Origin of the sequence: Pseudomonas sp. R5-89-07 (assembly GCF_003851685.1) — a bacterium.
In the GTDB taxonomy this organism is placed as follows: domain Bacteria; phylum Pseudomonadota; class Gammaproteobacteria; order Pseudomonadales; family Pseudomonadaceae; genus Aquipseudomonas.
This window is the reverse complement of sequence record NZ_CP027727.1, coordinates 3,484,866-3,502,116: the sequence shown is the minus strand read 5'-3', so window position 1 is coordinate 3,502,116 and position 17,251 is coordinate 3,484,866. Positions and strand designations below refer to the sequence as shown.

16 protein-coding genes and 1 pseudogene are annotated in these 17,251 nt (G+C 62.3%); 14 read left to right on the top strand and 3 right to left on the bottom strand.

Annotated features, from left to right (window positions below; genetic code table 11):
* Positions 1-9 precede the first annotated feature (9 nt).
* The 8 genes and pseudogenes from C4J94_RS15925 to C4J94_RS15890 all read left to right on the top strand — a co-directional run bounded on the left by C4J94_RS15925 (position 10) and on the right by C4J94_RS15890 (position 7,830).
* A complete protein-coding gene (locus C4J94_RS15925; RefSeq protein WP_124387064.1) occupies positions 10-282 on the top strand; it encodes a DUF2160 domain-containing protein in 273 nt (90 codons plus the stop codon).
* Between the two features lie 162 nt (positions 283-444).
* Complete coding sequence (locus C4J94_RS15920; RefSeq protein ID WP_124387063.1) at positions 445-2,187, top strand: ABC transporter substrate-binding protein; 1,743 nt, start codon at positions 445-447, stop codon at positions 2,185-2,187.
* A 191-nt stretch (positions 2,188-2,378) separates the two neighbouring features.
* Positions 2,379-2,573, top strand: coding sequence for a stability determinant (locus C4J94_RS15915; protein ID WP_124387062.1), 195 nt, complete (start codon positions 2,379-2,381; stop codon positions 2,571-2,573).
* Positions 2,573-2,841, top strand: a pseudogene (locus C4J94_RS15910) (type II toxin-antitoxin system RelE/ParE family toxin). Before C4J94_RS15915 ends, C4J94_RS15910 begins: the two are co-directional and overlap by 1 nt.
* Positions 2,842-3,042: 201 nt before the next feature.
* Positions 3,043-4,422 (top strand): iron-containing redox enzyme family protein, encoded by a 1,380-nt coding sequence (locus C4J94_RS15905; protein ID WP_124387061.1) that lies wholly within the window; start codon positions 3,043-3,045, stop codon positions 4,420-4,422.
* An 11-nt stretch (positions 4,423-4,433) separates the two neighbouring features.
* Entirely contained in the window at positions 4,434-5,378 is a 945-nt protein-coding gene (locus tag C4J94_RS15900; RefSeq protein WP_124387060.1) for a class I SAM-dependent methyltransferase, read from the top strand.
* A gap of 6 nt (positions 5,379-5,384) precedes the next feature.
* Positions 5,385-6,524, top strand: coding sequence for a carboxylate-amine ligase (locus C4J94_RS15895; RefSeq protein ID WP_124387059.1), 1,140 nt, complete (start codon positions 5,385-5,387; stop codon positions 6,522-6,524).
* A gap of 61 nt (positions 6,525-6,585) precedes the next feature.
* Positions 6,586-7,830 carry a zinc-dependent alcohol dehydrogenase gene (locus tag C4J94_RS15890; protein ID WP_124387058.1) on the top strand — a complete coding sequence of 415 codons (1,245 nt, stop codon included), beginning with the start codon at positions 6,586-6,588 and terminating at the stop codon, positions 7,828-7,830.
* A 59-nt stretch (positions 7,831-7,889) separates the two neighbouring features.
* Here the strand turns inward: C4J94_RS15890 and C4J94_RS15885 are convergent, their stop codons facing one another.
* Together C4J94_RS15885 and C4J94_RS15880 are read right to left on the bottom strand one after the other, a co-directional pair.
* Positions 7,890-8,321, bottom strand: coding sequence for a hypothetical protein (locus C4J94_RS15885; RefSeq protein WP_124387057.1), 432 nt, complete (start codon positions 8,319-8,321; stop codon positions 7,890-7,892).
* Positions 8,322-8,430: 109 nt separating this feature from the next.
* Entirely contained in the window at positions 8,431-9,219 is a 789-nt protein-coding gene (locus tag C4J94_RS15880; RefSeq protein ID WP_124387056.1) for a helix-turn-helix domain-containing protein, read from the bottom strand.
* 85 nt (positions 9,220-9,304) lie between these two features.
* On the opposite strand from C4J94_RS15880, the gene C4J94_RS15875 reads away from it, so the two are divergent.
* Together C4J94_RS15875 and C4J94_RS15870 are read left to right on the top strand one after the other, a co-directional pair.
* A complete protein-coding gene (locus C4J94_RS15875) occupies positions 9,305-10,303 on the top strand; it encodes a bile acid:sodium symporter family protein (protein WP_124387055.1) in 999 nt (332 codons plus the stop codon).
* A gap of 202 nt (positions 10,304-10,505) precedes the next feature.
* Positions 10,506-11,690: a sugar transporter gene (locus C4J94_RS15870; RefSeq protein WP_124387054.1), complete on the top strand. Its 1,185-nt coding sequence runs from the start codon at positions 10,506-10,508 to the stop codon at positions 11,688-11,690.
* A 140-nt stretch (positions 11,691-11,830) separates the two neighbouring features.
* Here the strand turns inward: C4J94_RS15870 and C4J94_RS15865 are convergent, their stop codons facing one another.
* Positions 11,831-12,775 carry an aliphatic sulfonate ABC transporter substrate-binding protein gene (locus C4J94_RS15865; protein ID WP_124387053.1) on the bottom strand — a complete coding sequence of 315 codons (945 nt, stop codon included), beginning with the start codon at positions 12,773-12,775 and terminating at the stop codon, positions 11,831-11,833.
* Positions 12,776-12,968: 193 nt separating this feature from the next.
* Between C4J94_RS15865 and C4J94_RS15860 the strand changes: the two genes are divergently transcribed.
* Genes C4J94_RS15860 through C4J94_RS15845 form a run of 4 tightly spaced genes read left to right on the top strand, consistent with a single transcriptional unit; the run spans position 12,969 to position 17,157 of the window.
* Complete coding sequence (locus C4J94_RS15860) at positions 12,969-14,300, top strand: LLM class flavin-dependent oxidoreductase (RefSeq protein ID WP_124387052.1); 1,332 nt, start codon at positions 12,969-12,971, stop codon at positions 14,298-14,300.
* Positions 14,301-14,340: 40 nt separating this feature from the next.
* Positions 14,341-15,399 (top strand): ABC transporter substrate-binding protein, encoded by a 1,059-nt coding sequence (locus C4J94_RS15855; protein ID WP_124387051.1) that lies wholly within the window; start codon positions 14,341-14,343, stop codon positions 15,397-15,399.
* Positions 15,386-16,375, top strand: a complete 990-nt coding sequence (locus C4J94_RS15850) for an ABC transporter permease (protein ID WP_124387050.1) — start codon at positions 15,386-15,388, stop codon at positions 16,373-16,375. Before C4J94_RS15855 ends, C4J94_RS15850 begins: the two co-directional genes overlap by 14 nt.
* On the top strand, positions 16,369-17,157 hold the full coding sequence (locus tag C4J94_RS15845) for an ABC transporter ATP-binding protein (protein ID WP_124387049.1): 789 nt from the start codon (positions 16,369-16,371) through the stop codon (positions 17,155-17,157). The genes C4J94_RS15850 and C4J94_RS15845 overlap by 7 nt, the downstream gene beginning before the upstream one ends.
* The last annotated feature ends 94 nt before the right edge of the window (positions 17,158-17,251 follow it).

Below are 17,251 nucleotides of genomic sequence, written 5' to 3'. Positions count from 1 at the left end.
GAATCGACGATGGAATGGATGGCCTGGACCACCCCGACTGCACTGTTCTTTGGCGGCATCGCGCTGATTCTGGCGGGCATGACCACCTGGGAGTTGCGCTCGCCGAGTATCCCTCGGCGGGGTTTTCTGCCGATCAGCACCACCCGTGGTGATCGTTTGTTTATCGGTCTTCTCGGCAGCGCCTACCTGCATTTGCTGGTAATCGGCGCCACCGGCTGGAGCATCTGGGTGGCGACCGCGCTGTCCCTGGTGTGGCTGTTGAGTGTGATGCGCTGGGGCTAGCACCGACTCCTTCGTGTAGGAGCGAGCTTGCTCGCGAAAATCGTCAACGATAACGCGGTGCTCCTGGTAGTGCGCGGGGTCTGTGAGTTTTTCGCGAGCAAGCTCGCTCCTACAGGGGAGAGGCATCTGATAGCCCTGTTCGAAATTAACCAGGAGGTCTCTATGTTGAATAAAAACAATAAGCTGCGACATAGCATTTCATTGGCTGCCGTACTGGCCCTCAGTGGTTTGAGCGCTTCGGCCTGGGCCGATGCGTATGAAGATGCGGCGAAAAAGTGGATCGGCAGCGAGTTCAAACCGTCTACCCTCACGGCCGAACAGCAACTGGAGGAATTGAAGTGGTTTATCAAGGCCTCCGAGCCGTTCCGTGGGATGAAGATCAACGTGGTGTCGGAAACCCTCACCACCCACGAGTATGAATCCAAGGTACTGGCCAAGGCCTTCAGCGAAATCACCGGGATCAAGCTGACCCACGACCTGCTGCAGGAAGGCGACGTGGTGGAAAAGCTGCAAACCCAGATGCAGTCCGACAAGAACATCTATGACGGCTGGGTCAACGACTCGGACCTGATCGGCACGCACTTTCGCTACGGCAAGACCGAATCCATCACCGACCTGATGGCCAACGAAGGCAAGGACTTCACCTCGCCAACCCTGGACCTCAAGGACTTTATCGGCCTGTCGTTCACCACCGCCCCGGACGGCAAGGTCTACCAGTTGCCTGACCAGCAGTTCGCCAACCTTTACTGGTTCCGCGCCGACTGGTTCGAGCGCCCGGAGCTTAAAGCCAAATTCAAGGAAAAGTACGGCTATGACCTCGGCGTGCCGGTGAACTGGTCGGCCTATGAAGACATCGCCAAATTCTTCAGCGAAGACGTCAAGGAAATCGACGGAAAGCGTATCTACGGGCACATGGACTACGGCAAGAAAGACCCATCCCTGGGCTGGCGCTTCACCGACGCCTGGTTCTCCATGGCCGGTGGCGGCGACAAGGGCCTGCCCAACGGTTTGCCGGTGGACGAGTGGGGCATTCGCGTGGAGGACTGCCACCCGGTGGGCTCCAGCGTTACCCGCGGCGGCGACACCAATGGCCCGGCGGCCGTCTTTGCCACGCAGAAATACGTGGACTGGATGAAAGCCTATGCGCCACCGGAAGCGGCGGGCATGACCTTCTCCGAATCCGGCCCGGTGCCGTCCCAGGGCAACATCGCCCAGCAGATCTTCTGGTACACCGCGTTTACCGCCGACATGACCAAACCGGGCCTGCCGGTGGTCAACGCCGACGGCACGCCGAAATGGCGCATGGCGCCGTCGCCGGTCGGGCCGTATTGGGAGAAGGGCATGAAGAAGGGGTATCAGGACGTAGGCTCCTGGACCTTCCTCAAGTCGACGCCGGAGAAACAGAAACTCGCCGCCTGGCTCTACGCTCAGTTCGTGACCTCCAAAACCGTGTCGCTGAAGAAGACCATCGTCGGCCTGACGCCGATTCGTGAGTCCGACATCAACTCCCAGGCCATGACCGACCTGGCGCCCAAACTCGGCGGCCTGGTGGAGTTCTACCGCAGCCCGGCGCGGGTCGAATGGACCCCAACCGGCACCAACGTGCCGGACTACCCGCGCCTGGCGCAACTGTGGTGGAGCAACATCGCCGCCGCCGCCAGCGGCGAGAAAACCCCGCAACAGGCCCTGGACAACCTGGCCAAGGAACAGGACGCGATCATGACGCGCCTGGAACGCTCCAAGGTTCAACCGGTGTGCGGCCCGAAAATGAACCCCGAGCGAGACGCGCAATACTGGTTCGACCAGCCTGGCGCGCCGAAGCCTAAACTGGCGAACGAGAAGCCCAAAGGCGAGACCGTGAACTACAACGACCTGCTCAAGCAGTGGGAGGCAGCGCGTAAGTAATAGGGCTACGCAATGCACTGAGTACCAGTGTGGGAGGGGGCAAGCCCTCTCCCACATCACTTGAAACAGAACGGAACCTTGCGTGCCATTTTTAATCTTGCGGGTAAGCTCGCCTGCATTTCATCTGGTGGTTCAAGACAGCCCGCCGGGTTGCGACTAAACTGCTGAACGTTCATACAGGAGGTGACCTGATGGCTGTTCCACTTTCCCCAGTTGTTTCGGAGTTTGAAACCGAAGAGCAGGCGAGTAGCCATGATCTCTGGTTTCGTAAAAAAGTCGAAAAAAGCCTGACCAATCCCGGCCCCGGCGTGCCTCATGATGAAGTCATGGCGAGGGTTGAAGCGATCATTCAGCAAGCGGAGCGTAAACAGAGGGCGAAAGTCTGATGCTGCCCGTTGTTTGGCTTGATGAGGCCATCAGCGACCTGATTGAAATCGTGACTTTTATCGCAGCACAAAACCCTGGCGCTGCACGACGCCTCAAGACCCGCCTTGAAGGTGCGCCTTTGCCATTGACGGAGCATCCTTATCTGTATCCGAATGGTCGTGTGCCGAGGAGGTCGTCGTTCACCCGAATTATGTGTTGGTGTATCGAGTGTCCGCAGAACGGATCGAGATCGTCAACGTATTACACGCCCGGCAAGAATATCCTTGAGGCTTTCCCGAACCTCGCATCCTCTCGGTGAAAGGCGTCACTAGCAATACATTGCGACCGCTTATCCCTCCTTTCCCAACACCATTTGAATTTTTCGCACCCTCCAAGGTTCTGCATTCTATAAGCGCGTGGTTCAAAGCGCTTTTGCGGGGCCGCCTAGCAGGGTGGTCCGTTGTAACGGACTTTGCGGAAACTGCCACCATGACACTCCTTACAGCGCTGTCGGGCCAACCGGCCTCTGTCACTGACGCGGCCCATGGTCGCCATCAACGGGTCTACCAACAGTTGTATGGTGAATCGCCGGACGCCATGGAACTGGCGCGGGAATACCTGCAGGACCAACTGGCCCAGGTAGAAACGACCGCCAGCGACCTGCCCGATTCGCCCGAACAACTGCCGGCCTGGGTCGAACAGCGTTGCGCTGCCGTAGCCCAGGCGTACGCCGAGTACCTGGAGCAACGCCAGCAAGGCCGCCCCCGTCGCTACTTCCACAACAAGGCCCACGCCTTGTATGTGCTGCAACGCGTGGCGCCGACCAAACAGGTGGACGGCGCCTGGCTCTACGGCCTGCTGCACTATTGGCAGGACCAGCGTTTCGACGGCCTGCTCACCACCTACCTCGAAGAGTTGGGCGACGGCGAGGCCGCACAGAACCACGTGGTGATCTATCGCAAGCTGCTCAGCGAGCACGACGCCGACAGCGAGGCGGGGCTTGAGGATGACCACTATCTGCAAGGCGCCCTGCAACTGGCCCTGGGCCTGTGCGCCGATGAGTTTCTGCCGGAGATCATCGGCTACAACCTCGGCTACGAGCAGTTGCCGCTACACCTGTTGATCACCGCGTACGAGCTGAGCGAGCTGGGCATCGACCCCTATTACTTCACCCTTCATGTGACCATCGACAACGCCAGCAGCGGCCACGCCAGCAAAGCCGCGCAGTCGGTGTTGAACTTGCTGCCGCTGGGCGAGGGCAGGGAAGACTTCTACCGTCGTGTCGCCGCTGGCTACCGCCTCAACGACCTCGGCCCAGGCACCACTGCGGTGATCGAACAGTTCGATCTGCAGGAAGAAGTGGTGGCCATGCTCGAGCGCAAGCGCACCTTTGGCCAGCACATGCATTCGGACTATTGCCGCTTTGAAGGCAAGACCGTCAACCAATGGCTGGCCAAGCCCGGGCAGATCGCAGATTTCCTCAAGGCGATGGAAGACAAAGGCTGGATCAAACGCAACCAGGAGCCCTCCGAAAGCCGCTTCTGGCAGCTGATCGAGGGCGCGGGCGCCGCGATGTTCGGCGTGTTCAGCGGTTACGAAAAACAGGTGCTGCATGACTGGATCGCCGGTGACTGGATCGGCACCCAGCGCGTACCGCCGGTACGGCCGGGGCGCGGCAGCCGTTTTTCTCGTGAACAGCATCGGCCGGCCGATCCGGACACCCAGGCCCTTGCCGATTCATTGTGGAACCTGCCCGATGAACAACAGCTGGGCACGCTGATCCCGTGGATGTCGGCGCGGCGCCATTGCAGCCCCGCAGGCCTATACGCTACCCGCCGTTTTATCCAACTGCGCGCGCGCCTGCGCTAAGGAAGTCTTTCATGTCTGCCCAACAATTGGCTGATCGTGCCTTGCTGAACCTCGGTCGAGGCTTGAGGGAGAGCGGCTACCGCTTCATCACGCCCACGCCATTGACCCACGAGCGCGTCTATCGACGCCTGGGGACACCTCTGGCGATGAATCTGCGCGATGTCTTCGGCTGGTCCATGCCGTTCGACAATGAGCTGTTGCCTGAAGCGTTTCGTGACGAGTTGCAGCAGGCCGAGGTGATCGAAAAACACGACGCCCTGTGGCGCAGCACGGTGCGCTGGTCGAGCCTGGATGATTTGCTGTTTGCCCATTCGCCTTTTCCCACCGTCGAGGCGGACGCGGTGTTTTTCGGCCCCGACAGTTATCGATTCGCCCAAGTGATCCAAGCTTATCTGCAGCAGCGTTTCGAGCCGGTTAAACGCGCGGTAGACATTGGCTGCGGAGCCGGTGTCGGCGCGCTGGTCATCGCCCATGCGCGGCAAGACGCCGAGGTGCTGGCGGTGGACATCAACCCCCGCGCCTTGCGCCTCACCGCGGTGAACGCCGAGCTGGCCGGCCTGGCAAATGTGAGCGTGTATCAAAGTGACGTGCTGGCCAGCGTCGAGGGCGAATTCGACCTGATCGTCGCAAACCCACCGTACATGAATGACGACCGCCAGCGCGCCTACCGCCATGGCGGCGGCGCGCTGGGCGAACAGCTGTCGGTGCGTATCGTCAGCGAATCCCTCGGGCGCCTCGCGGTTGGCGGTAGCCTGGTGCTGTATACCGGTGTGGCCATGGTGGCGGGCGGCGACCCTTTCCTGGAGGCGGTCAAGCCGCTGCTGGCCAGCGACGCCTATGGCTGGACCTATCGGGAACTGGACCCTGACGTCTTCGGCGAAGAACTCGATAAGCCCGGTTATGAACGCGTCGAGCGGATCGCCGTGGTGGCGCTCACCGTCACTCGCCTACGCTGAACGCTCATGCTCGCCTTCGGTGTCGAAGAGGAGTATTTCATTACCGACCTGCACACTCGCCAGATGCTGGCCGAACCCACGGCGGCCGTGCTGGCGGCCTGCCGGGGCGCTATCGGTGATGGCTTTAACCATGAGATGTTCCAAGGGCAGATAGAGGCCGCTTCACCCGTATTCCACTCCAGTACCGAAGCAGCCGTGCACCTGCAAACCGTGCGCTGCAACCTGGCGCAGGCTTTGGCTGACTTCGGCTTGAGCGTGCTCTGCGCCGGCAGCCATCCTTTGGCCGATTGGCGTGAGCAGCGGCCCACCGAGCAGGTGCACTTCCGGCAATTGTTCGAACAAGTGCAGTACGTGGCGCGGCGCAGTGTGTTGTGTGGCTTGCATGTGCATGTCGAGGTGCCGACCGGTATCGATCGCATCGCGGTGATGAACGAGGTCTCGCCCTGGCTGCCGTTATTGCTGTTGCTCAGCTGTTCCTCACCCTTCTGGAACGGTGCGCCCACGGGCTTTATGAGCTACCGCCAAGCCGCCTGCGATGAGTGGCCGCGCATGGGCGTGCCGGAACATTTCGCCGATTGGCAGGCGTATCAGCGCTATCTGGCACTGTTGCAGCGCATGGGCGCAATCGACGCCGATGGCAATGGTTGGTGGGGCATTCGCCCCTCGGCGCGCTACCCCACCCTTGAGCTGCGCATGACCGACGCCTGCCCCCGGCTGGAGGATGGCCTGGCCCTGGCGACTTTTTTTCGCGTGATGGTCAGTTATGCCTGCGCGATGCAGCGCCCCGGTGCGGGTTTCACCCCCGAAGCGCGTTGGCTGCTCAAGGAAAACCGCTGGCAAGCCAAGCGCTTCGGCGCAGCCGGCACCTTTGCGCTGGACGCTTCAGGCACCTTGGGCAATGCGCAACAGTGGCTGCAGCGCGCTCGCCAGACGTTCGCCGACACGGCCGACGCCACGGGTGAACGGCCGTTGTTCGACATCCTTCACACGCTTCTGCTGCGAGGTAACAGTGCGGTCGAGCAGTTGCGTTGGTATGCCGATGCGCGGGCCGCCGGCGCCGATGCGTTGGGCGGTCTGTGCCGCGTGGTGGATGGGCTGTTGGCCCAGAGTCGCGGCGACCATTTATCGGTTGCCGCTGCAGGTTGAGGGAACACCCACGCACTGCGCGCGCCCTTAAGTAGTAAGCCCAACCACAGGAGTGCAGAGCATGCGCGCGATGACTTACCAAGGCGCCCACAAAGTCCAGGTCGAGACGGTGCCTGACCCGATCATTGAGCAGCCCGACGACATCATTTTACGCGTCACCGCCACCGCGATCTGCGGTTCGGACCTGCATCTGTACCGAGGCAAGATCCCGACGGTGGAGCATGGCGACATTTTCGGGCACGAGTTCATGGGCATCGTTGAAGAAACCGGCCCGGCAGTGACGGCGGTGCAGCGCGGCGACCGCGTGGTGATTCCCTTCGTGATTGCCTGTGGCGATTGTTTCTTCTGCCAGTTGCAACAGTACGCCGCCTGCGAAACCACCAACGACGGACGCGGTGCGATCCTGAATAAAAAGGCGATCCCACCAGGCGCCGCGTTGTTCGGCTATAGCCGCCTGTACGGCGGCATTCCCGGCGGCCAGGCCGAGCTGGTGCGTGTGCCCAAGGCCAACGCCGGGCCGTTCAAGGTGCCCGGCGTGCTGGCGGATGAAAAGGTGCTGTTCCTCACCGACATCCTGCCCACGGCCTGGCAGGCAGTGACCAACGCCGGTATCGGCAAAGGCTCCAGCGTGGCGATTTACGGCGCCGGCCCCGTGGGTTTGCTCAGCGCGGCGTGCGCGCAGATGCTTGGCGCCGAACAGATTTTCATGGTCGACGACCATCCCTATCGATTGGCCTACGCGCAAAAGATGTACGGCGTGATCCCGATCAACTTCGAAGAAGACGATGACCCCGCCGACACCATCATCCGCCAGACCGCCGGCATGCGCGGTGTCGACGGCGTGGTGGATGCGGTGGGTTTCGAAGCCAAGGGCAGCACCACGGAAACCATCCTCACTACCTTGAAAATCGAAGGCAGCAGCGGCAAGGCCCTGCGCCAGTGCATCGCCGCGGTGCGCCGTGGCGGCGTGGTCAGCGTGGCCGGGGTGTACGCCGGTTTCATCCACGGCTTCATGTTCGGCGACGCGTTCGACAAGGGCCTGACCTTCAAGATGGGCCAGACCCATGTGCAGCGCTACCTGCCGCAATTGCTTGAGCATATTGAACTCGGGCACTTGAATCCCGAGGCAATCGTTACCCATCGACTGTCCCTGGAACAGGCCGCGCGGGGCTATGAACTGTTTGATAAAGCCGAGGAAGAGTGCCGCAAGGTGATCCTGCTGCCGGGGATCAGTGATCGGCCGTTGACCGAGCCGCTGGAAGAACTGACGCCTGAGACCCGGGTGCAAGGCGTTCCCGGCTTGTAATCTGCTAATACAAAACCAATGTGGGAGGGGGCAAGCCCCCTCCCACATTTGAAGCGCGTTCAAGTCAATGCTTGTGGCTGAACGTGCAATTGGTTATCGACATCCTTCACCAACCCGCTGGCCAATAGCAGGGGCGCCACGCGCTTGTGCAACTGCGGCTCGACAAACTCCTTCACCGTCTCCAGCGCCAACACACCGCTGAGCGGCAATTCCGCCTTGGTGTACGACAACCAGGCTTTCTTCAGTGCCATCAGCACGTCACTGCCTGCCGTGGAGGCGAAGCGGCGGTGCGTGGGCTTGCCGTCGAAATCAAACGTGTGCTGGAACGCATAACCGGTTTCATCGCCACCGCTGGCGCTGCAACGAATGCAGGTGCACGGGCCGTCGCCAAATGCACTGCGCAGGTAGGCGTTGAAGTCCACCACAGGCTTGAGTGACAGGCGTTTATCAACCTCGAACAGGTCTCCGGTCATTTTATCGTCAGTGTTCAACGTCCATTTCCTCGCAAGTCGGTAGCGGTCTTTCAAAGCGCGGCACAATACCAGCCGAGCGCGTGTTTGGGGATTATTTGAATACCTGGCATGGCTGATTGAACAAGGATCAGCGGAAGAATTCACCGGGTGTAGCGTCGAACTGCTGACGAAACGCATTGATAAACGCCGACGTCGATTCATAACCACAGCCCAGCGCCACATCCGTCACCCGTTCGCCTCGTTCCAGGGCGGGCAGGGCGCTGAGCAGTCGCAGGCGCTGGCGCCACGCGCGGAACGTCAGCCCGGTGTCAGCGAGAAACAGACGGCTGAGGGTTTTTTCGCTCACCCCCAGCTTGCGGCTCCACTCGCCCAAGGTGGTCTGTTGCTCCGGGTGCAGGTTCAGGCTGCGATAAATCTGGCGCAGGCGGGGGTCATGGGGCAAGGGCAACATCAAGTCCACTTGGGGCGCTGCGGCGAGTTGGTCCAGCACCACTTGGGCCAGCCGGCCGTCGGGGCCGTCCTCGGCATATTCCACCGGCAGTTCACTGAAGCTGCGGATCAATTCGCGCAACAGACTGCTCACCGCCAGCACCTGGCAGCGCTCGGCCGCCCAGGTGGTGACGCGGCAATCCAGGTAAAGGCTGCGCATTTCGGTGTGGGGCGAGCTGTACACGCGATGAGGCATGCCCGCCGGAATCCATACCGCACGCTGGGGTGGCGCAACGAAACGGCCGGCGCTGGTCTGGATCTCCAGCACCCCGGAAATCGCATAGGACAGCTGCACCCATGGGTGACTGTGCCGGCGCGTCAGCGCACGATTGGGCAACGATTCGGTGCGCCCGTACACCGGCCGCGGCAGGCTGGGCAGCCCGGGCACAGTGCGTCGGACGGTTTTGTCATGTCCTTTGGGCGGCATTTACTGGCTCATTGGCGTTAGTCGGTAGCAGGTGGTTACGTTAGAGTCGCCGACATGCTCTTGGCAACCCCTGGAAAACTTGCTTATGACCCGTCCACGTTTCCTGCCCGACAACTTCACCCTGACCCTGATCGCCACGGTGATCCTGGCCTCCCTGCTACCGGCCAGCGGCCAGACCGCCGTGGCCTTCGGCTGGGTCACTAACCTGGCCATTGCGCTGCTGTTTTTCCTGCACGGCGCCAAGCTGTCGCGCCAGGCTATCGTCGCCGGGGCCGGGCACTGGCGCCTGCACCTGCTGGTGTTCAGCCTGACCTTCGTGCTGTTTCCGCTGCTGGGCCTGGCGCTCAAACCCGTGCTGTCGCCGCTGATCGGCAACGACCTGTACATGGGCATGCTCTATCTCTGCGCGCTGCCGGCCACCGTGCAATCGGCGATTGCCTTCACCTCCCTGGCGCGCGGCAACATTCCGGCGGCGATCTGCAGCGCAGCGGCCTCCAGCCTGTTCGGGATCTTCCTGACGCCGTTGCTGGTGACCCTGCTGCTCAACGTGCACGGCGATGGCGGCTCAACGGTGGACGCAATCCTGAAGATCAGCGTGCAGCTGCTGCTGCCGTTTGTCGCCGGCCAGATCGCCCGGCGCTGGATCGGTGATTGGGTCGGGCGCAATAAAGCCTGGCTCAGGTTCGTCGACCAGGGTTCGATCCTGCTGGTGGTCTACGGCGCCTTCAGCGAAGCGGTCAACGAAGGTATCTGGCAGCAGATTCCCCTGTGGGAGCTGGGTGGGCTGGTGGTGGCGTGCTGCGTGTTGCTGGCGCTGGTGCTGGTGGCGTCCGCACTGCTGGGCAAAGCGTTCGGCTTCAACCAGGAAGACCGCATCACCATCCTGTTCTGCGGCTCGAAGAAAAGCCTCGCTACCGGCGTGCCCATGGCCCAGGTGCTGTTCGCCGGGGCGACCATGGGTGTGCTGATCCTGCCGCTGATGCTGTTTCATCAGATCCAGCTGATGGTGTGCGCGGCATTGGCCCAGCGCTATGCCAAGCGGCCGGAAAGCATTCCCGAGTTGATGACGCAGGTGGATCCGTGAGTCAGTTTATCGACGAGCAAATAGCCTCAAGTTAACGCCGCGCCGATTGACGAAACTCTCCCCTGCGACAAATGCACGCAGTGGCTCGGCGATAACCGGGCGGGATCGGCGCCAACAGCTGCGCGAGAAACCTATAGAATGTTCAACGGCCCCGCCTGTTCGGCGCGGCCGTTTGATCACCGTCAGAGTACCTCGCCCGTCAATGAGCCTTTCAGCCGCAACCCCTCAAGCCAATTGGCAACCGGTCATCGCCCTGGCGCTGGCCGCGTTTGTGTTCAATACCACCGAATTCGTGCCGGTCGGCCTGCTCAGCGCCATCGGCGCCAGCTTTGACATGCCCGTCGCCAGCGTCGGCCTGATGCTGACCATCTATGCGTGGATCGTGTCGCTGACCTCGTTGCCGGTGATGCTGCTCACGCGTAACGTTGAACGGCGCAAATTGCTGATTGTGCTGTTCGGCCTGTTTATCGCCAGTCATATCCTGTCCAGTGTGGCCACCAGCTTCGGCCTGCTGATGGTCAGCCGTATCGGCATCGCCCTGGCCCATGCACTGTTCTGGTCGATCACCGCGTCGCTGGCGGTGCGCCTGGCACCGGTGGGCAAGCAGGTGCAAGCCCTTGGCCTGCTCGCCACCGGCACCTCCCTGGCGATGGTGCTGGGCATTCCCCTGGGCCGTCTGTTAGGCGAGGCCATGGGCTGGCGCACCACGTTCCTGGTGATCGCCGCGTTCGCGGCGGCGCTAGTGTTCTGGCTGGCGCGCACCTTGCCGCCGCTGCCGAGCCAGAACTCCGGCTCCCTGCGCAGCCTGCCGTTGCTGTTCAAGCGCCCGGCCTTGGTGGCGCTCTACGTGCTGACCGCGATGACCGTCACAGCACAGTTCACCGCCTACAGCTACATCGAACCCTTCGTCGAAGGCGTTGCCGGCCTGGGCGGCAGTGCGGTCACCCTGATCCTGCTCGTGTTCGGCGGCGCCGGCATCATCGGCTCGCTGCTGTTCAGCCTGGTGCATCGTTTCAACCCGCATGTGTTCGCGATCAGTTGCGTGTTCCTGCTTGCGGCCTGCCTGGCGCTGATGCTGCCGTTGAGCGGCGCCGAATCCTATCTGGTGGTGCTGAGCATTTTCTGGGGCATGGCGATCATGGGCTTCGGCCTGGCGATGCAGTCCAAGGTGCTGGTGCTCGCGCCGGATGCTACGGATGTGGCGATGGCGATGTTTTCCGGGATCTACAATATCGGCATCGGCGGCGGCGCGCTGATGGGCAGCTGGGTCGGCAGCCACTTTGGCTTCGCCTGGATCGGCGCGGCGGGCGGCTTGCTGGCGGCGCTTGCGTTGGTGGGGTATTGCCTGGCGATTCGGCGGTTTGGCACGGGTGTCGCGCAGCGCTAAAAAAGCTGGCGGCCCCGGGGCTGATCAGGCAAACATCCCCCTGTGGCGAGGGAGCTTGCTCCCGCTGGGCCGCGAAGCGGCACCAAACAATAGGCCTGCTGCGCAGTCCAGCGGGAGCACGCTCGCCACAGATTACTTTTTCACGGCTGCCAGGTCTGCACAGCCTTGGCGTCCACGGCCCTGGGCAACAACCCGGCCTTGAAAAACGCATCGGCAATGTTCTGTTGTTCACCCAACTGCTCCAGCGTCACCGGTTGCACCTGGTAACTGCGGTGCGCATTCGCCGCTTCCACCGTCGCCTCATCCAGGTTGCCCCACAACGGCCCGAGTACTTTCGCTGCGTCCCGCGGGTGGGTTTTTACCCATTGGCCGGCCTGTTCCAGCTGTGCATACACCGCTTTCAATACCTCGGGATGGGCCTGGGCGTAGGGCGTGCCCGTCAGGTAATAACGCTTGTAGCTGGCCAGCCCGGTACCGTCCGCCAGCGTGCGCGTCGGCAATTGGCGCTGCACGCTGGTGAGGAAAGGTTCCCAGGTCACCCAGGCATCCACCTTGTTGTTTTCGAACGCGGCGCGACCGTCTGCCGGTGAGAGGTATGCCGGCTCGATATCCGAGAAGGCCAGGCCGGCCTTGTTCAAGGCGGCGATCAACAGGTAGTGAGCCCCGGCAGCCTTGGTCACTGCGATTTTTTTACCCTTGAGGTCCGCCAGTTGCTGGATCGGCGAGTCCTTGCGCACCACGATGGCCTGGGCTGCGGGCGAGGGCGCTTCCTGGGCGAAATAGGTGAGCTTGGCCTGGGCCGCCTGGGCGAAGATCGGCACGGTATCGGCCACATCGGCGCTTATATCGACGTTGCCCACATTCAGTGCTTCCAGCAAGGGCAGCCCGCTGGGGAACTCATGCCAGCTGACGTCGATGTGATCGGCCTTCAGCGCTTTTTCCAGGGTGCCCTGGGTTTTCAACAGGGTGATCAGGGTCGAGGATTTCTGATAACCGATACGTACGGTTTCCTGGGCAGGGGCGCTCGGCGCAACGCTCAGCACTAGCAACCCGAAAGCAGCAGCGAAAGGATAACGGAGGGACATGGTGAGCTCGATCTTCTAGTTGAGGGCCCAGCTTAATGATCTGAAAACCGTTCGATAAATACTCTTTCGATCTGAGCTTAGGGCACTTTTCCAGCCTTTCGAGCAATCTGGCATATCCATAGAATTATAGGGTTCTTTCATAATTATTGACGGCCAATATAATCAATCGCGCACTTTTGCTCGAAGGCCCGTCATGACCGCATCCCGCCAGATTCACCTATCGGCTTTCTTGTTGAGCGGGCCGGTGGTTCACAGCCACGCCGTGTGGCGCCACCCGCAAACCGTTGGCAACTACCTCGATCCCGAGTACTACGCACGCATCGCCAAGGTGGTGGAAGAGGGCCTGTTCGACTTCCTGTTCTTCGCCGATCGCTTGGCGGTGGGCGACCAGATGGGCGGCTCACGGGAGTTTGCCTTGCGCTATGGCGCCCAGGACGCCACACGCCTGGACCCGCTGCCGATCCTGTCTTATCTGGTAGGCCAGACCCGCAAGCTGGGGCTGGGCGCGACGCGTTCCACCACCTACTACGAGCCGGCGCATATCGCTCGCGAATTCGCCACCCTCGATCACCTGTCCAAAGGCCGCGCCGCGTGGAATATCGTCACTTCGATGAACGACAGCGAGGGGCGCCTGTTCGGCAAGGCCAAGCACTTGGAGCACGACCTGCGCTACGACCGCGCCGACGAGTTCGTCGAAGTGGCGTTAAAGCTGTGGAACAGCTGGGGCAAGGACGCGCTCAAGCTGGATCGCGAAAAGGGCGTGTTGGCCGACCCCGAGCTGATCCATTCGGTGCAGCATCAGGGCGAGTGGTTCAAGGTCGAAGGCCCGCTGAATATCCCGCGCACGCCCCAGGGCAGGCCGGTGCTGATCCAGGCTGGTTCGTCGGGGCGCGGTCGTCGTTTCGGGGCGCGCTGGGCTGAAGCGATTTTCACCATCCACCCGCACCTGGCGGCCATGCGTGCCTTTCGCGATGACGTGCGGGCTCAGGTGGTACAACAAGGCCGCGACGCCGACAGCTGCAAAGTCCTCACGGCGGTGATGCCGTTCATTGGCGGCAGCGAAGCCGAAGCCCGCGCCAAGCGCGACCGCCACAATGCCCTGGCGCGGCCCGAACTGGGCCTGGTCACATTGGCTTCGCAACTGAATGTCGACCTCTCGCCGTTTGCCCTGAGCGCCACCTTGGCTGAGGTCGCTCGTTCGCCGCTGGTGCATGCGGCGGCGGCTGAAAAACTGCTGATGCAAGGCGCCGAGCTTACCTTGGAACGACTGGGCCGCATCTTTGCGAGCAGCGTGCGCGTGCCGCAACTGGTGGGCACGGGCGCACAGATCGCCGATCAATTGGCCGAACTGTTCGAGCAGGGCGGTTGCGACGGGTTCGTGGTGTCGCCGGGGTACCTGCCGGGGTCGTTCAGCGAATTTGTCGAGAGTGTGATTCCTCATCTGCAACGCAAAGGCTTGTTCCGAACCGCTTACGAAGGCTCGACGTTGCGCGAGCACTTGGGCCTGGCCGAACTGGACGCCTGAAACCCTCGCCACCCTCACTTTAGAAAAAGGAATACCGCGCATGGCTGCTTTCGACCCTTTGACCCGTCGCCGCTTGCTCGGCATGGCCGGCCTCACCCTGGCCGGCCTGTCGTTGCCGCGCCTGGTGTTTGCTACCGACGCGCACGCCGGTCATGGCACACCGCAGGAACCCACCGGCACCGGTGAGTTCATCCGCCTCGACGCACCACGCAAGCTGAAACTGGCGGTCAACCTCAACGCCGTGTGCCTGGCACCGGTGGTAATCGCTCACGGCCAGGGCTTCTTCACCAAACACAACCTGGACGTTGAATTGGTCAACTTCGGCAACTCCACCGAAGTGCTGCTCGAAGCCATCGCCACCGGCAAGGCCAACGCCGGCGTGGGCATGGCGCTGCGCTGGCTCAAGGCGCTGGAGCAAGGCTTCGATGTCAAGCTCACCGCCGGCACCCATGGCGGTTGCCTGCGTCTGCTCAGTGCGGCGAACGGCGGCGTGAGCCGGCTCGAAGACCTCAAGGGCAAGGCCATCGGCGTTACGGACATGGCCAGTCCAGACCGCAATTTTTTCTCGATCCTGCTGAAAAAACATGGCGTGGACCCGGTGCGCGACGTTGAGTGGCGCCTGTATCCGGCCGACCTGCTCGGCACTGCGCTGGAGCGCGGCGAAGTGCAGGCGGTCAGCGGCAGCGACCCATTCATGTACCGCCTGATCAAATCCGGCGTGGCGCGCGAGCTGTCCACCAACCTGGTGGAGGAATACGCCAACCTCAGTTGCTGTGTGGTCGGCGTCACCGGCAAGCTGGTGCGCGAGGACAAGCGCGTGGTCGCGGCCCTGACCCAAGCGATCCTCGAAGCGCATGATTATTCGGTACAAAACCCCGAAGCCGTCGCCAAAGGTTTCCAGGCCTATGCGCTGAATACGTCCACCGAAGAAGTGCAGGCGATCCTTCACGATCACACCCACGGGCATCACGCGGTCGGTACAGCCTTGACCGAGGAAATCACCACCTACATCACCGATCTCAAAACCGTCGAAGTGATCAACAAGAGCACCGACCCGGTGGAGTTCGCCAAGGAGATCACCGCCGATGTCTTCAGTTGATACCACCGCCCTCAACCCCCGCGTGGCGCTCAAGGTCGGCTGGCGGGGCGCGGCCGTCGTGTCAGCCTGGGTCGGCGTAGCACTGCTGATCAGCTACTGGCCGAACGCGACGCGCAATTGGCCGATGACCCAGGGCCTGGCCAGTCTCTGCGTGGGCGTAGCGGTTGTATTCAGTGCCGTGAGCCTGCTGGGCCGCACGCTGTCGAAACTGCAGTTGCGCCTGCGCAATGCCACGCCGTGGCTGATCGCATTGCCGCTGCTGCTCGGCCTGTGGGAGCTGCTCACGGCCAAGCTGGCGCTGTTGCCGGTGCCATTCTTCGCGCCGCCCCAGGCCTTGCTCGCGGTGTACGTCGAAGACTACGCACGGTTGGCCGACAGTCTGCTGCATTCGGCATTGCTGCTCGGTTCGGGGGTGGCCGTGGGCGCGATCACCGGCTTTATCGCGGGCGTCGCCATCGGTTGGTCAACCCGCATTGGCTACTGGCTGCACCCGGTGCTGCGCATCCTTGGCCCGGTGCCGTCCACGGCGTTGCTGCCGCTGTGCTTTTTCCTGTTCCCCAGCAGTTGGAGCGCCAGCGTGTTTTTGATCGCCCTGGCCACCTGGTTTCCGGTCACCGTGCTGACCTGGTCAGGCGTTTCCAGTGTCGACAAGGCCTATTACGACGTAGCCCGAACACTGGGCGCCAAGCAGGGCTTCCTGATTTTCAAGGTGGCGATTCCGGCCGCGCTGCCCCATGTGTTCGTCGGCCTGTTCATGGGGCTGGGCGCGTCGTTTTCGACTTTGGTGGTGGCGGAAATGATGGGCGTCAAATCCGGTATCGGCTGGTACCTGCAATGGGCCCAAGGCTGGGCCGCCTACGCGAATATGTACGCCGCCTTGCTGATCATGGCACTGGCCTGTTCGGGGCTGATCAGCGCCTTGTTCCTGGTCCGTGATCGCTTGTTGGCCTGGCAGAAAGGAGCCATGAAATGGTAGCGCTGGCACAGGCGACAGCAGCGTCGACGGGCCTCGCGCTGCGCATTGAAAACCTCAGCCATGGCTTCGCCCTGGACGGCCAGCACTTGCCGGTGCTGGAACGGGTGTCGCTGGACGTGGCGCCGGGGGAATTCGTCGCCTTGCTCGGCCCCTCCGGCTGCGGCAAGTCCACCTTGCTGCGCCTGGTGGCCGGGCTGGAACCGGCGGATGCCGGCAGGCTGTTGGCCGACGGTCAGCCCATCACCGGGCCCGACCCCAGCCGCGTGGTGGTGTTCCAGGACCCCACGCTCTACCCCTGGCGGCGTGTCTGGGACAACGTCGCCATTGGCCTGGAAGCTCAAGGCCTGCTCAAACGCCACGCGGCCAAGGTGGACGAAGCCCTGGAAAAAGTTGGCCTCAGCCAGTTCGCCCGCGCCTATCCCCGGCAGCTTTCCGGCGGCATGGCACAACGAGTGGCCCTGGCTCGTGCACTGGTCAATCAGCCACGGCTGCTGATCCTCGATGAGCCGCTGGGCAAGCTGGATTCGCTGACCCGCATCACCATGCAAAAGGAACTCATCGCGTTGTGGCAGCGCCAGGGCTACACGGCCCTGCTGGTGACGCATGACGTGGAAGAGGCGCTGCTGCTGGCCAACCGGGTGATCGTGTTCAGTGATCGCCCGGCGAAAATCCAGGCGCAGTTGACCATCGAACGACCCTACCCACGGCATCGGGATGATCCGTATCTGGTCGACCTGCGACGCCGGATTCTGGGGCTGCTGGGGCTGGGAGGAGACTGGTAGCACACAACTAGATCACCGATCGTTCCCACGCACGTGGGAACGATCCCCCACTTCGCTTGTCCCCGCTTCCCATGTCACCCCCCGCCGCACAAAT